General features: G+C 65.4%; 10 protein-coding genes. 6 read left to right on the top strand and 4 right to left on the bottom strand.

Going from position 1 to position 14574, the window contains the following annotated elements; genetic code table 11:
- Window positions 1-170 precede the first annotated feature (170 nt).
- Window positions 171-2222 carry a glycoside hydrolase family 97 protein gene (locus ACX9OT_RS14220; RefSeq protein WP_459002606.1) on the bottom strand — a complete coding sequence of 684 codons (2052 nt, stop codon included), beginning with the start codon at window positions 2220-2222 and terminating at the stop codon, window positions 171-173.
- Window positions 2223-2459: 237 nt separating this feature from the next.
- On the opposite strand from ACX9OT_RS14220, the gene ACX9OT_RS14215 reads away from it, so the two are divergent.
- The 5 genes from ACX9OT_RS14215 (at window position 2460) to ACX9OT_RS14195 (ending at window position 8934) form a co-directional block, all read left to right on the top strand.
- The gene (locus ACX9OT_RS14215; protein WP_459002604.1) at window positions 2460-4652 is read left to right on the top strand and encodes a glucosidase family protein; all 2193 of its coding nucleotides are present in this window, start codon (window positions 2460-2462) and stop codon (window positions 4650-4652) included.
- Window positions 4649-6136, top strand: coding sequence for an MFS transporter (locus tag ACX9OT_RS14210; RefSeq protein ID WP_459002602.1), 1488 nt, complete (start codon window positions 4649-4651; stop codon window positions 6134-6136). Before ACX9OT_RS14215 ends, ACX9OT_RS14210 begins: the two co-directional genes overlap by 4 nt.
- Window positions 6136-7851, top strand: coding sequence for an alpha-amylase family glycosyl hydrolase (locus ACX9OT_RS14205; RefSeq protein ID WP_459002600.1), 1716 nt, complete (start codon window positions 6136-6138; stop codon window positions 7849-7851). The genes ACX9OT_RS14210 and ACX9OT_RS14205 overlap by 1 nt, the downstream gene beginning before the upstream one ends.
- Before the next feature lie 122 nt (window positions 7852-7973).
- Window positions 7974-8360 carry an SseB family protein gene (locus tag ACX9OT_RS14200; RefSeq protein WP_459002598.1) on the top strand — a complete coding sequence of 129 codons (387 nt, stop codon included), beginning with the start codon at window positions 7974-7976 and terminating at the stop codon, window positions 8358-8360.
- A gap of 115 nt (window positions 8361-8475) precedes the next feature.
- Entirely contained in the window at window positions 8476-8934 is a 459-nt protein-coding gene (locus tag ACX9OT_RS14195; protein WP_071227801.1) for a GNAT family N-acetyltransferase, read from the top strand.
- A 128-nt stretch (window positions 8935-9062) separates the two neighbouring features.
- On the opposite strand, the gene ACX9OT_RS14190 is transcribed toward ACX9OT_RS14195, so the two are convergent.
- Window positions 9063-9437, bottom strand: a complete 375-nt coding sequence (locus ACX9OT_RS14190) for a hypothetical protein (RefSeq protein ID WP_049422733.1) — start codon at window positions 9435-9437, stop codon at window positions 9063-9065.
- Between the two features lie 10 nt (window positions 9438-9447).
- The gene (locus ACX9OT_RS14185) at window positions 9448-10347 is read right to left on the bottom strand and encodes a hypothetical protein (RefSeq protein WP_459002595.1); all 900 of its coding nucleotides are present in this window, start codon (window positions 10345-10347) and stop codon (window positions 9448-9450) included.
- A 236-nt stretch (window positions 10348-10583) separates the two neighbouring features.
- Here ACX9OT_RS14185 and ACX9OT_RS14180 point away from each other — a divergent pair, with 236 nt between their 5' ends.
- A complete protein-coding gene (locus ACX9OT_RS14180) occupies window positions 10584-10871 on the top strand; it encodes a hypothetical protein (RefSeq protein WP_459002593.1) in 288 nt (95 codons plus the stop codon).
- Between the two features lie 115 nt (window positions 10872-10986).
- On the opposite strand, the gene ACX9OT_RS14175 is transcribed toward ACX9OT_RS14180, so the two are convergent.
- The gene (locus ACX9OT_RS14175) at window positions 10987-14571 is read right to left on the bottom strand and encodes an ABC transporter permease/M1 family aminopeptidase (RefSeq protein WP_459002591.1); all 3585 of its coding nucleotides are present in this window, start codon (window positions 14569-14571) and stop codon (window positions 10987-10989) included.
- Window positions 14572-14574: the final 3 nt, after the last annotated feature.

Here is a 14574-nt window from a genome sequence, read left to right as displayed (position 1 = left end):
GTCGCCGCTATGGTAGGCAGCGTGTTCTTCGCGGGAATCACCCTGCATACGTATTCAATGGCGTCTGCAGGGATGTAATCGCTTTCAGGTTCTGTTTGCGGTAGTGCCGGCCGCTGGCCGGCAATCGCGTTCACCGGGTTGCCGGCCAGCGGCCGGCACTACCGGGGCATTCAACGCGGCGTGAAACGAATGGCCTGCCCACCGCCCGGTGCCAGCACCAGCGTCAGCACGTCGGCGCTGGTCACCTCGCGGGTTTCGCGCGTGAATGCGAATGGATTGCTGCGGAAATCGGCGTCCTCGCCATCGCGGTAGATCTCGGCGCGATAGCGCACGCCCGGTTCCAGGAAGCCCAGCGACACCGGCAGCACACGGCCGTGCTCGTCGGTGATGCTGCCGAGGAACCAGTCGCGGCTGTTGCGGTCGCGGCGCACGATCGTCACGTAGTCGCCCACTTCGCCATCGAGCACGCGGCTCTGCTCCCAGTCCACCGCGACGTCTTCGATGAAACGGAATGCCTCGCGATGCTGCAGGTAGTGCTCGGGCAGGTCGGCGGCCATCTGGATCGGGCTGTACAGCACCACATACAGCGCCAGCTGGCGTGCCAGCGTGCTGGGAATGGCCTGGCCGTGGCGGCCCTTCAGGCTGAGGATGCCGGGGGTGTAATCCATCGGCCCGGCCAGCATGCGGGTGAACACCAGGTTGACCTCATGTTCCGGCGGGTTCGGCGGCTGGCCCCAGGCGTTGTACTCCATGCCACGTGCGCCTTCGCGCGAGATCCAGTTGGGATAGGTGCGGCGCAGGCCGGTGTCCTTGATCGGCTCATGCGGGTTCACCGACAGATGGCGGCGCGCAGCCTCCTGCACCACCGTCAGATGGTGGCGGGCCATGAACTGACCGTCGTGCCACTCGCGCCACAGCGGGCCGCCCGAGGGATTGCGGCGGTCGACCTGGCCGTCGTCACAGACATAGCCGGTCTTGAACTGGTCCACGCCCAGCCGCGCGTACAGGTCCAGCGCAGCGTCCAGCTGCTCCTCGTAGTGCTCGATGGCGCAGCCGGTTTCATGGTGGCCGATCAGGTGCACGCCCTTCTTCAGGCCATACGCCGACAGCGCTTCAATGTCGAAATCGGGCGTGGCACGGGTGAAATCGAAGTCGTAGCCGTTGCCGACCCAGTTGCCGTCCCAGCCCGGGTTCCAGCCTTCCACCAGCACGCCACGGAAGCCGTGTGCGGCGGCGAAGTCGATCACCTTCTTCGTCTTCGCGGTGGTGGCCGCATGCTTCGGCCCGGTCGCCCAGCTCTCGTTGTCCAGGTGCATCGACCACCACACCCCCAGGTACTTGGCCGGCTTCACCCAGCTCACATCACCCAGCGCATTGGGTTCGTTGAGGTTGAGGATCAGGTCCGATTCGACCAAGCCGCCGGCACGGTCGGCAATCTGCAGCGTGCGCCACGGCGTGGCGAAGGGCAGGGTGCGGCGCACCTTCCAACCTTCGGCTGAGGGTGACAGCTGTGCGCGCAGGCGTTGTCCTTCCGTGCGGCGCAGCCACATGCCGGCATAGTCCACCAGCGCGGCCTCGTGGATCGCCACGTGCAGGCCATCGCGGCTGCGCAGGGTCATCGGCGTATGCACCAGCGGCACCTCGCGCAGCGGCGTGCGCTGGTACAGGTACTCGTAGTGGATCGGTTCGCCGGCAGGGATCCACCACGCGGTGGAATCCTGCGCGATGGCGAACTCGGTCAGCTCGTCATCAATGATGGCTTCGCGCAGGTTCGGCTGCTCGGGGAATACGTAGCGGAAGCCGAGGCCATCGTCGTAGACGCGGAACACCACATCCAGCCGGCGCTTGCTGCCGGTGGTCTCGGCCAGCTGCACGGTCAGTTCGTTGAAGTGGTTGCGGGTGAGCCGGCGTTCGCCCCAGGGCTGTTCCCAGTTGTCATCGACGCTGCGTTGCTGTTGGCCGAGCAGGGCGAAATCCCGGTCCAGGCGCCCATCGCGCAAGGCAAAGCCCAGCTTCGAATCTTCCACCACGGTCTCGCCGAAACGCTCGACGCGATAGCGCGCGGTGCCACCGTCCAGCACCAGGCTGGCCTTGAGCATCCTGCCAGGCGATTCGACAGTGAGGACCTGCGGCGCAGCCTGCGACAGCGTGGTCATTCCCAGCAACGCCAGGCCGAACACGTGCGCGAGCACAGTGCGTACAGCAGTGGACGACATCGGCATTTCCCCTCCCAAGGCGCCGTTGGCAGACCCGGACCATAAGCCAGCGCGGCAGGCCCGCTACCGCGCAACGCCATGAATACGTATGCAGCTGGACGCAGCCGACAGCCCCGCGTCTACCATGGGGCCAAGGCACCTTGAGGGAGGGGCCGCGCCCGCCCGCCGGCAACGGTGGTGCGGACCTACAACGCGTGCAGAGAGGGAGGGAGGCCGACGGGCGCAAGCCGGTCCGCCGCTTCGATGCTGAAGATCATTTGCCTGACCGCTGCCCTGGGGGCAGCGCTGGGATCGACCGCGCAGGCGGCCGACCTGCAATTCGACGGCCGCCATGCGCGCGCCGAAGCCGCTGCCAAGGGCAGCTACGTGCTGCATGCGCCGAAGGCTGAGGTGCGTATCGCGCCCATGCCGATGCGCAGCCAGACCGGCAGCGTGATGTTCGATGCACTGTTCGCGCTGGCCCAGCAGGAGATGGACCAGGACCGCGTGGATGCGATCCGCGATCCCGCGTTCGACGAAGGCCGGCCGGTGCCATGCGAGTGCTTCCAGACCGGCGCGCGCTGGCCCTACGTGTGGACCCGCGATGTCAGCTTCGCCGCCGACCTGGCGCTGGCGCGGCTGGACCCGAAGCGCACCCGGCAGTCGCTGCAGTTCAAGCTCTCGGCGGCGCGCGATGGCCATACGCCCGGCCTGTTCGTCGCGCAGGACACCGGTTCCGGCGGCAGCTGGCCGATCAGCAGCGACCGCGTGGTGTGGTTCCTTGCGGCACGCCACCTGCTGGACGATCGCGCGTTTGCCGACCAGGTCTGGCAGGCGCTGCAGGGCACGCTGGCGCAGGACCGCGCGATGGTGTTCGACGCGCAGGTGGGCCTGTACCGTGGTGAGACCTCGTTCCTGGACTGGCGCGAGCAGACCTATCCGGACTGGACCCGCGAGGACGTGCGCTTCATCGGTGATTCCTACGCACTGTCCACCAACGTGCTGCACTACCAGGCACTGCGCCTGGCCGAACGCCTGGCCGGCCAGCACGGCGACGCCCGCGCAGCCGACTACAAGGCCTGGGCCGATGCGCTGGCGCAGCAGATCGATGCGCGCTTCTGGCGCGAGGACATGGGCCAGTACATGAGCTACATCGGCGAAGCCGCGCACCCTGTGCCGTACGTCAAGGTCGATCTGCTCGGGCTGTCGCTGGGCATCCTCGCCGAGGTGCTGCCGCCCGAGCGCGCGCGCCGTGCACTGGCTGCCTACCCGATGGGGCCAGCCGGCAGCCCGGTGGTCTGGCCGCAGGAATCGCAGCAGCCGATCTACCACAACCGCGCGATCTGGCCGTTTGTCAGCGCGTACTCTCTGCGTGCGGCGCGGCAGCTGGACGATGCGCCGCGCATCGCCGCCGAGATCCGTTCGCTGATGCAGGGCGCTGCGCTGGCCGGTTCCAACATGGAGAACTACGAGCTGGTCAGCCAGGCCGTGCATGTTGACGAGGGCGCGTTGAGCGGCCCGGTGGTCAACTCCGAACGCCAGCTGTGGTCGGTGGCCGGCTATCTGTCGATGGTGCTTGAAGGTGTGTTCGGTGTGCAGGACGATGGCCGCGTGCAGCCCAAGCTGCCGGCCGTGCTGGTGCCGGAGCTGTTCGGCACGCATCCCCGCATCACGCTGGAAGCCAACGGCAGGCGCTATGTGCTGGAGCGCCCGCAGAACGTGGGCGATGGCCTGCTGGTGGCCGGCAGCACCATCACACGTGGCACGACTACCACGGTGCAGCTGGTCGCTGTCCCGGCAGCAACCGGTTTCGCTGCCACGACTGCGGATGCCAACGCGCGTGCGCCCGCAACACCGGCGGCACCGCAGGCCCTGCGCATGGGCACGGGCTGGAACGTTCCGGTGCAAGCCGAGCAGGTTCTGTGGAAGGACGGCAGGGCCCTCGTCGCCAGCAATGGCCCGGTGCACATCAGCGACGATGGCCTGCAGCACTGCCTCAGCCTGACCCTGCGCGAGGGTGCGCTGGAGTCGCTGCACAGCCCGACGCTCTGCGTCGGTCCGCAGCAGGTGCTGAAGGGCGAGGAACGCTGGCAGTTCAACTCGGTCAAGGCCGGGCAGGTGCGCCTGCGGCTGCAGTACCGCAACCCGAACGGGCCGATCAACACCGGCGTCACCGCTGCGGTCAAGCAGCTGGTGCTGCAGTGCCCGGGCCAGCCATTGCAGCGGCATACGGTCACCCTGCCGCACAGCGTGGCGATGCAGGACTCGACCTCGGCGACATTCACGGTGCCAAAGGGGCAGTGCACGGTCGCGCTTGAAGAGGGCTTCAACATGAGCGCGCTGCAGCACTTCGCGCACTACACCGGCGGCAAGGGCGGGCGTGATGGTGTGCTCAACCAGGCCCAGGTGCAGGCGCTGAAGGTGGCGCCGGTGGCGATGGAAGAGGGCGCACGATGAGTCGTCCCGCCAAACCGCAGCTGTCGTTCTGGCAGATCTGGAACATGTGTTTCGGCTTCCTCGGCATCCAGTTCGGGTTCGCCCTGCAGAACGCCAACGCCAGCCGCATCTTCGAGACCCTGGGCGCGGACATGGACGCGGTGCCCGGGCTGTGGATCGCGGCGCCACTGACTGGCCTGCTGGTGCAGCCGGTGATCGGTTACCTGTCTGATCGCACCTGGACGCGCTGGGGCCGTCGCCGCCCGTTCTTCATGATCGGTGCGGTACTGACCACGCTGGCGCTGCTGGTGATGCCGAATTCGCCGACGCTGTGGATCGCCGCCGGTACCTTGTGGGTGCTGGACGCCTCGATCAACGTGTCGATGGAACCGTTCCGCGCCTTCGTCGGCGATCAGCTGGCGCCGCGCCAGCGTCCGGCCGGCTATGCCATGCAGAGCTTCTTCATCGGTGTGGGCGCCATCGTCGCCAGCTTCCTGCCGTTCATCCTGGCCCACTTCGGTGTTGCCAATACCGCAGCTGCGGGAGAAGTGCCCGATACCGTGCGCTATGCGTTCTACTTCGGCGCGGTGGTGCTGCTGGCGGCGATCACCTGGACGGTGGTCAGCACCCGCGAGTACTCGCCGGCGGAGCTGGCCGGGTTTGACGATGCCGAGCCGCCGGCGCACCACGCAGGGGCTGCGATCAGTGGCCCGGCACCGTGGACGCAGGTGGCGCTGTGGCTGGGGCTCGGCGTGGTGCTGGCGCTGTTGATCGCCTGGCGGCAGGGCGACAGGATGCTGTATGTGCTGGCAGGACTGTGCGCCGGCTACGGCCTGCTGCTGGCGGCCGCGCGTGCGTTGCCGGCCACGCATATGCTGGCCGCCATCGTCGGTGACCTGCGCGCGATGCCGGTGACCATGCGTCGTTTGGCGTGGGTGCAGTTCTTCTCGTGGTTCGCGCTGTTCGCGATGTGGATCTACACCACCGCCGCGGTGGCGGGTACCCACTTCGGCTCGACCGATCCGCAGTCACCGGCCTACAACGAGGGCGCCAACTGGGTGGGCGTGCTGTTCGGTGCCTACAACGGCTTCGCCGCGCTGGCCGCAGTACTGATCCCGCCGATGGTGCGTGCGATTGGCCTGCGCTGGAGCCACCTGGTCAACCTCTGGCTGGGCGGTGCAGGCCTGGTCTCGCTGATGTTCATCCGCGACCCGCACTGGCTGCTGCTGTCGATGGTCGGCGTCGGCTTCGCCTGGGCGTCCATTCTTTCGCTGCCATACGCACTGCTGTCCGACAGCGTGCCGGCATCGAAGATGGGCGTGTACATGGGCATCTTCAATTTCTTCATCGTGATCCCGCAGCTGGTTGCGGCCAGCGCGCTCGGCTTTGCCCTGCGTGCCTGGCTGGGTGGCCAGCCGATGCATGTGCTGGTGCTGGGCGGCTGCAGCCTGTTCGTTGCCGGCCTGTGCGTGCTGCGGGTTCCGTCCCGTCCGGAGGTGGTGTGATGCGTGGTGCGCTGTCTGTTGCTGTTTCCCTGGTACTGCTGGCCGGCCATGCGGCGGCCGCGCCACGCCCGGACTATGTGGGCACCACCGAACCGTTCGCCAGCGATGCGGTGTACTTCGTGGTCACCGACCGCTTCGTCAACGGCGACCCGTCCAACGATCATCGCGACCAGGGCGGCAAGCACCGCACCTTCGATATCCCGGTGCCGTGCCCGGACAAGGTGGACGGCAACATCGGCTATCTCGGCGGTGACTTCCGCGGCGTGCTCGACAATGCGCAGTACATCCGCAACCTCGGCTTCGGCGCGGTATGGATCACGCCGATCGTTGACAACCCGGACGAGGCGTTCACCGGCAGCAAGCCGATCAGCTGCACCAGTACGCTGACCGATCGCGGCAAGACCGGCTACCACGGCTACTGGGGCATCAACTTCTACAAGCTCGATGAGCACCTGCCCAGCAAGGACCTGGACTTCGCGGGGTTGACCAAGGGCCTGCATGGCGCAGGCCTGAAGGTGGTGCTGGACATCGTCGGCAACCACGGCTCGCCAGCCTGGACCATGCCGAGGCGGCAGCCGCAGTTCGGCCAGATCTTCGACAAGGACGGCACACTGATCGCCGATCACCAGAACCTGCCACCGCAGAAACTGGACCCGAAGCACAACCCGCTGCACGCGTTCTACAACAACATCGGTCCGGTCGACAGCAAGGATGGCTCGATCTTCGACGGCAACCTGGCTGAACTGTCCGACTTCAACCAGGACAATCCGGCGGTGATGGATTATCTGGTGGGTGCTTACCTGCAGTGGACCGGGCAAGGCGTGGATGTGCTGCGCATCGATACCATCGGCTGGCTGCCGCACCCGTGGTGGCATGCCTTCGTCAAGCGCATCCGTGCTGAACATCCGGGCATGTTCATGTTCGGCGAAGCGTTCGATTACAACGCGGCGAGCATCGCCGAACACACCTGGCCGGCCAACGCCAATGTCAGCGTGCTCGACTTCCCGCTGCGCGGCGCACTGGAGCAGACCTTCGGCACCGCTGGAAAGGGCTTTGAAACCCTGGGCGAGCCGCTGCACCTGACCGGCGGCCCGTACGCCAATCCGTACGAGCTGATGAGCTTCTACGACAACCACGACATGCCGCGCCTGCAGGCCAGTGACAGCGGCTTCATCGATGCGCACAACTGGCTGTTCACCGCACGCGGCATTCCGGTGGTCTATTACGGCTCGGAAACCGGCTTCATGCGCGGCCGCGCCGAGCATGCCGGCAATCGTGCCTACTTTGGCCAGCCGCGCGTGGACGCCGCACCGGAGAGTCCGATCTTCGCGCCGCTGCAGCGTATCGCGCGATTGCGCGAAGCCACGCCGGCGCTGCAGCGTGGCCTGCAGGTGAACGAGCGCCTGCAGGGTGATGAGGCGGTGTTCTTCCGCGTGCTGCAGTATGGCGACGTGGCGCAGACCGCGCTGGTGCTGCTGAACAAGGGCGACCGGACCAGGACCCTCACTGTGTCGCGTTACGTGCAGGCGGGCCGCTGGCGCGATGCACTGGACGGCGGTTCGTTGCAGGTGGATGCCTCCCTGAAGGCCGACGTGCCCGCGCACGGCGTGAAGGTCTACGTGCTGGACGCCGCCGTGCAGCAGCCGGCATTGCAGGCCGAGCTGGACAAGGCGATGGCCGACCAGAGGGCGCGGGATCAGCGGCTGGGGCGGTAGTGCCGGCCGCTGGCCGGCAACCCATGAATCCATGGCACCTTCAGGTGCCGGCCAGCGGCCGGCACTACCTGGTTTGCCTGCATCCGGCACAATAGGCACCCCTCACGCCCCGCCGTACCGCCATGACCGACCTCGCTCCGCAGACCCCGATCGAAACCCTGCTGAAGGCGGCGATGGACGGGGCGGTGCCGATCCGCGCCTTCATGGAGGCCTTCGTCGCCTCGGAAGTGGTGCTGCTGACCGGCAGCCTGGTCACTCCCGACGGCAGCGGCTTCGACCCGCTGCTGTTCGACAAGCAGGGCACCCTGCATGTGGCGGTGTTCACCGAGCCGTCGCGGGTGGGCATCTACAGCCAGCAGGCCGAACACCAGATCCGCTGGCTGATGCTGGACGTGCTGCGCCGCTTGCCGGGTGGCTATGGCGTGGTGATCAATCCGGGCACTTCGCTGGGCTTTGAGATTTCGCCGAGCGGCGTGGGCGAGATCCTGAAGGACTTCGCCCAGGGCTGAACCGCCACCGCGCTATATTTGTAGAGTCGAGCCATGCTCGACTGCCTTTCGCACAGTGCCAGATCAGTCGAGCATGGCTCGACTCTACAGAACGCTTCCCCATCGAGGCATTGCCATGGAATTCAGGGTATTACCCGCCGATGCACCGGAACGGCAGCAGTTGGCCCGGTGGTACCACGCCGAATGGGGCCGCGACGCCGGCCTGTCGCTGGAACAGGAACTGCAGCGGCTGAACACACCTCAGGACGCCGAGGGTTTCCCGCACCTGATCGCTGCCTTCGATGACGGTCAGGTGGTCGGTGCGGTGCAGCTCAAGCGCCGGGAGATGCAGGCCTTCCCGCAGTACGAGCACTGGCTGGGCAGCGTGTTCGTGGCCGATAGTCATCGCGGGCGTGGGCTGGCTGGCGGCCTGGTCGAGCAGGCAGCAGCGCAGGCGGTGCGGATGGGTGTATCCGACCTGTATCTGCAGACCGAGGCCCTGGATGGTGGGCTGTACGCGCGGCTGGGCTGGAAGCCGCTGCAGGAAGCCGACAACCGCAGCCACCGTGTGCTGGTGATGGTGCGTTCGCTGTAGGAGAAGTGCCCTGGTGCTTCGTCCAGGCGGTGAGCTGGATGTGCCGGTTGAATGAGCTTGGGAGCTCCGGCTCACTGCTGTCGGAAAAGGGGCGACCTCAGGGCTTGGAGACTTCGGACATCGCATGCTCAATCGGCAGCCAGGTTGCCCGCGACGAGGACAGCGTTGTGTCGTACATCGTCACGCTCGATGTATCGCAGGAGGTCCTGTGCGAGAACGCGTTTGCTGATTGTTGCCAAACGCTCATTGTCCGCATCCGATTTTGCCGATGAGCTGGCTGAGAGCAACAGCATGTTAACGATGTGGGATGAGATTCTGGACTGCAGTTCAGCCTGGGATCTTGCTTCACCATCCTCGTCGAAAAGCATGTGGATGGACATCGCAAGATCATCGCTGTACTGCTGCTTCAGACTGGGTAGTCCATGGGTGATGTGAAAGGCTCCCAGAAGCGAGAACGCAATGGCGACCAGGGAATGCGATCCCAACTGCAACCATATCTTCATGACGGAACTCCTAGCGGGGACGGACCCATTCGCAGCGGTCCAGCTTTCCGTTTATCGATCCGCATCGGTAATAGCCGCCACTAAAGTTGTAGCGGATCTCACGTGGCCAATCCCCCTTGTCGATATCAATATCAATCTGTCCCCCATTCCTGATGGTGTCTGATTCAGGCAATGCCTGGCCAAAAACATCCCTGGCGGTGTCTTTGGTCAGTCGAGCCGCCCCTCTTGCCATTGGATTGATCTGCCAGCAAGCGGTGTCGCCGTTGTCCATCAGCAGGCAGCCGCCAACGCCTCTCCCGAAGAAGTACTCGAGCGACCGGAAGAGTGAGCCAATGAGGTTTCCATTGATCTGCCCGTGTTGCCAGGCTGGATTGTTTGCGGTGTGCGCGATTCGGATAGCATCGTCCACTGCGGGGATGAACTGGTTTGCGACATGCAGGCTTGAGAAGTAGCCGCTGTCGTTTACGGGTTTTATGAACACCCATTCTTTCGACATGCGGACGATCGCTTCAAGCTGAAGTCGTTCGCCGTCTGCCAGGCCCTGTGAACTGCTATCGAAGTCACCTTGCCCATACCGGGTCAGCACCGGTTGGCTCGGTAGGCGCCAGCTTGGAACGTTGATGTCGGCAGCGACTCCCAGATCGCCCTGGGAAGGGGCCTGGTGGAGGCGTCTGGGCACCTCGCCAGGAGGAATGTAGTTGACGGTGACGTAAAGCGCTTGGGCGGTGTTGGGGTTGACCACGAGGTAGGCCTCCCAGCCACGACGGAACCCATGAGCCATCTCGCCAGCGGATTCGTATTGCCAGGATTGAGTGCAGTTGCCACAGGTGACTACCTGGACCGCGTGTGCCTCGAACGGGGAAAGCACGGAGCCTGCGAGAATCAAGGTGGCTGCAGAGATCATTTTCACAAAGTGGCTCCTTGGACGAGTGGGTGTACCTGCGGGTACACCTTCCTGATCCACGGTGTTCCCACGCATTCACCTTGCGCTTCGTGGCGACTGCCGCGTATCGGTATCCGCCGTGCGGTTCGTCAGAGATCCGAGGATCTTGATGTCAGGCATCCAATCTGACCCCTGCTGCACCCAATGTCAGTCAGCGTTATTCTGGAAGCGGACTTCATCTTCTGATGGCTGATAACGTGACCATGGCTGTACCCCGCCATTCCCGCTCCGCCCTGATCTTCCTGATCGCGGCGATCGTTGCCGCGTTGGTCTCCATGCCCCTGCTGCGCGCCCTGGGCATGGTGCTGTGGCCGGTGTTCGTCATTGCCTGGCTGATCAATCTGGGCGCGGCCTGGCATCTGGCCCAGTGGGCGCGCCAGCAGGGCCGTTCGGCGTGGGCATTCGGGTTGCCGGCGGCGCTCGGCACCGTCGCCTCGATCGTGGTCTTCGTGCTGCTGGCGTTGCTGGGGCCGAAGGCGACGGTGCGCTGAAGCTTCGCGGTCACCGTGTGCAGTATGCCGAGCATGGCTCGGCACTACAGTAAGGCCGAGCCAAGCCCGCAGGTGTTGCGTGGAGCGCCGGCGGACAGGCCGGCGCCCCGTTGCCTCACATCGTCACCTTGCGCCGGTTGTCATCGCTCACCCGGTCGATCAGCTTGTTGTAGGGATCGAAGCCTGCTTCATCCGGCTTTTCATCCACCGTCACCGTGATCTTCGGCGCGGCACTGGTGATGTGGTGGCGCTGCAGATACAGCACCTTCTGGTCGCGTTCCTTGCCCGAAGGCCCGTTGGCGAACACGCCGATCTCGACCCAGTCATCCATCGTGCCGTCGCTCTCCTTGCCCTTGCCATCGGCGTACTGCTTGGCGGCGTGCAGGTCCAGGGTAACCTCGTAGCGACCGTCAGCACGCTTGCGGGCGCTGGCGGCCATCACCCGGTTGTCGTAGAAGCTGATCTTCTCGAACAGGTCGGTGACCAGCTGCTGGCGGTCGGCCGGGGTCTCGGCGCGGATGTAGTCCAGCAGTTCGCGTGAGGTGGTGTACGGCGGTTGCTGATAGCCCTTGTCCTGCAGAAAGCGCTTCAACGCCCGGTTCAGCGCCTGCTCGCCGATTTCCTCGCGCAACCGGTAGAACACCAGCGAACCCTTCTGGTAGTGGATGTACTGCTGGTTCTCCACACGTTCCAGCGGCTGTTCCTCGATGGCCTCGCCGCCGCGGCCGGACAGGTAGCCGTCCAGTTCGCGCTTGAGGAACTGGCGCATGTGCTGGCGGCCGTACTCCTGCTCCATCACCATCAGCGCAGAGTACTGCGACAACGATTCGGACAGCACCGTCGCGCCCTGTACGTTGGCACCGATCACCTGGTGCGCCCACCATTGGTGCGCGATCTCGTGCGCGGTTACGTAGAACACGTAGTCCACCTTGTCCGGGTCACGCAGGTCGGCGATGAAACCGATGGCCTCGGAGTAGGGGATGGTGTTGGCGAACGACTGCGCGAAGCGGGCATAACCCGGGAACTCGATGATGCGCACCTGGCGATGCTGGTACGGGGTGAAGTTCGCCTCGTAGTAGGCCAGCGATTTCTGCACCGCTTCGATCATCCGGTCCACGTTGTAGCCGTGCGCCGGGTCGAAGTAGACCTCGATCGGGATGTCCTTGTACTTCGCCTTGCGCACCTCCCAGCGTGCCGACAGATAGGCGTAGAAGTTCAGCATCGGCCGATCCATGGCGTAGCTGAAGCAGCGGCGGCCATTCACCGCGGTCTCCTTCAGCAGGTAGCCCGGCGCCAGCGCCACCTGGTCCGGTGCGGTGCAGACCGTGGTGCGGAAATCGAGCCAGTCGGCATCGTTGGAGATGTAGGTGTTGGCACGCGCGGCTTCGTCTTCCAGCTTGGGCATGCGCCGCGGCTCACCCAGGTCGCGCTTGCGCCGCTCGTTGCGGTCGCTGATCTCGGCGCCTTCGTTGTAGCCGAAGGAAGGCAGCACGCGGCTGTTGAAGAAGGTGCCGTTGTCGACGATGTTGCTTGGCGCCTGGCCCGCGGTGATGCCGTTGGGCTTCTGCACCACCCGGAAATGCACGCTGCGGGTTTCACCCGGTTGCAGCGGTTTCTGCAGGCGGTAGATGCGGTAGCCGAGTTCGGCGTCATGCATCGAAAGTGTCTGCCCACCCAGGTCAGCCGCGACCAGTTGCTTGTCGTCGCCCATCGAGACATGCACGTCCTGGATCGGCACGGCATGCGTGTTGCGCACCGTCCAGTTCGCATCGATCACCATCGACTGCGATTCGGGGAACAGGTCAACGCGGTTGTCCACCGCCACGATGCGAGGCTGCGGCAGGTTGCGGTACTTCGACAGTTCACGCTCGTAGCGGGCCTGCAGATCCAGCTGCTGGTCGGGCGAGATGAACTCATTGCGGATGTTGGTGCTCCAGTACAGCCAGCCACCCACGCCGACGAAGGCCAATGCGGCGACTCCGGCGAAGACCCCGGTCGGGCCGCGCAGGCGGCGGCCGGCCAGGGCCAGGCGCTGACGCAGGCCCTGGCTGACACCTCGTACCCAGAAGGCTGACGCCAGGCACATCAAGGTCAGCAGGAACAGGGCCCAGTAGCCCTGGAACGCCAGTTGCCCGGTCAGGAAGTGGCCGTAGCCGTTCATGTCCGAATAGGGCGCGTTGGGCCAGCTGCCGAAGTTGTACAGGTTCTGCGTGTAGTCGAGCAGGCCGAGCACACCCTGGCCGATCATCACCACGATCAGCAGTGCGTAGCCGACGAACTTGTTGTTGGTGAGCACCTGCAGCACCAGCGCCAGGCCGCCCATCAGGATGTAGACCACCGAATCCAGGGCCAGGCTGCGCAGGTACAGCAGCGGCTCCAGATGCGTGTAGCCCTTGGCCAGCTGCACACCCATCGCCGCCAGCGCGCCGGCGGCCTGGAAGCAGACGATCACCGCCAGCAGTGAGGTGAACTTGGCCAGCAGCGGTACCCAGTTCGGCACCGGCATGGCATCGGTCACTTCATTGATGCGCGCGCTGCGTTCCTTCCAGACCAGCTCACCGGCGAAGAACAGCACGATGATCACCAGCAGCCAGCTGAAGGCGCCCTGCAAGCCCATGATCATCTGCGAGGTGACCGGCCAGATCGAGGTGCCGTACAGGGTCTGCCGGAACAGCGCGCTGGGCAGGAAGTTGGCCAGGCCCAGCACCAGCAGCACGATGAACGGCACGCTGCGCAGGACACCACGTGTATCGAAGCGGACCTGGCGCAGGAACTGCTGCCACGCCGTGGTGGTAGTGAACGCCGGTACCACGCGCGGCAGCGTTGCGCGGGTGGGGCGGACGGCGCCGGCATCGGCAACCGGTTGCGCCTGCCTGCGGCCCCAGCGCCGACGGCCACTGCCGCTGCGTTCGGTGCGGAACAGCGCGAAGGTGGCGGCGAACAGCGCGGCAGCCACGCCCAACCACAGGGCGCGATTGGCCAGCAGGTAACCGGCCAGCTCGGGAATCCCGTTGTTGCGTTCGGCGGTGGACCAGTAGCGGATCGTGCGGCCGAGTGCGCGCATGCCCAGCGGTTCGCTCAGCACCGCGATCCACGTGTTGTCGATGTCGCGCAGCAGGGCCGCGCTGGCGCCGTACAAGACCAGGTAGGCCACCAGGCCGATGTAGACCCACAGGATCGAGCGCGTCAGCGCCGCCAGCAGCGACAGCAGCGCGGTGGTGAACAGCAGGTTCGGAATGACGATGACCGCGAACGTCCACGCATAGCCCTGCCAGCTGATCGGGCCCATGCGCTCGGGATCGACCCACGGCATGAACGGCGCCAGCCACAGGCCGAACGCGATCAGGACGTAGACCAGCAGCCCGGCCGCCAAGGCGGCAGCGATGCGTCCGGCCAGGTAATCGCGGCGTTTCACCGGACTGGCGAAGATCAGTTCGGCGGTGCCGAGTTCGAAGTCACGCAACAGCGCATTGCTGACGAACAGTGCGGTGACCAGCATGCCAAGTAGGGTGAAGATGCCCAGCATCTGCGCGATCACGGTGGGCGCGTTGCTGTGCACGTTGCCAGTGCCGCCACCGATCTGCACGGCGTCGCTGGAGGCGGCGGCGAAGGCGAGCAGGGCGAACAGCCCGGCCAGCAGCCACAGCAGCGGGGAACGCAGCTGCTCGCGCAGCTCGAAGCGGAAGAAGTCGAGGATCATGGC

Source organism: Stenotrophomonas genospecies 3, assembly GCF_054473855.1.
This window is presented reverse-complemented; position numbering and strand designations above follow the sequence as displayed.

Excerpts from the sequence above, each read along its gene's own strand:
- ACX9OT_RS14220 (WP_459002606.1), bottom strand. The coding sequence starts at position 2,222 with ATGCCGATGTCGTCCACTGCTGTACGCACTGTGCTCGCGCACGTGTTC.
- ACX9OT_RS14215 (WP_459002604.1), top strand. The coding sequence starts at position 2,460 with ATGCTGAAGATCATTTGCCTGACCGCTGCCCTGGGGGCAGCGCTGGGA.
- ACX9OT_RS14210 (WP_459002602.1), top strand. The coding sequence starts at position 4,649 with ATGAGTCGTCCCGCCAAACCGCAGCTGTCGTTCTGGCAGATCTGGAAC.
- ACX9OT_RS14205 (WP_459002600.1), top strand. The coding sequence starts at position 6,136 with ATGCGTGGTGCGCTGTCTGTTGCTGTTTCCCTGGTACTGCTGGCCGGC.
- ACX9OT_RS14200 (WP_459002598.1), top strand. The coding sequence starts at position 7,974 with ATGACCGACCTCGCTCCGCAGACCCCGATCGAAACCCTGCTGAAGGCG.
- ACX9OT_RS14195 (WP_071227801.1), top strand. The coding sequence starts at position 8,476 with ATGGAATTCAGGGTATTACCCGCCGATGCACCGGAACGGCAGCAGTTG.
- ACX9OT_RS14190 (WP_049422733.1), bottom strand. The coding sequence starts at position 9,437 with ATGAAGATATGGTTGCAGTTGGGATCGCATTCCCTGGTCGCCATTGCG.
- ACX9OT_RS14180 (WP_459002593.1), top strand. The coding sequence starts at position 10,584 with ATGGCTGTACCCCGCCATTCCCGCTCCGCCCTGATCTTCCTGATCGCG.
- ACX9OT_RS14175 (WP_459002591.1), bottom strand. The coding sequence starts at position 14,571 with ATGATCCTCGACTTCTTCCGCTTCGAGCTGCGCGAGCAGCTGCGTTCC.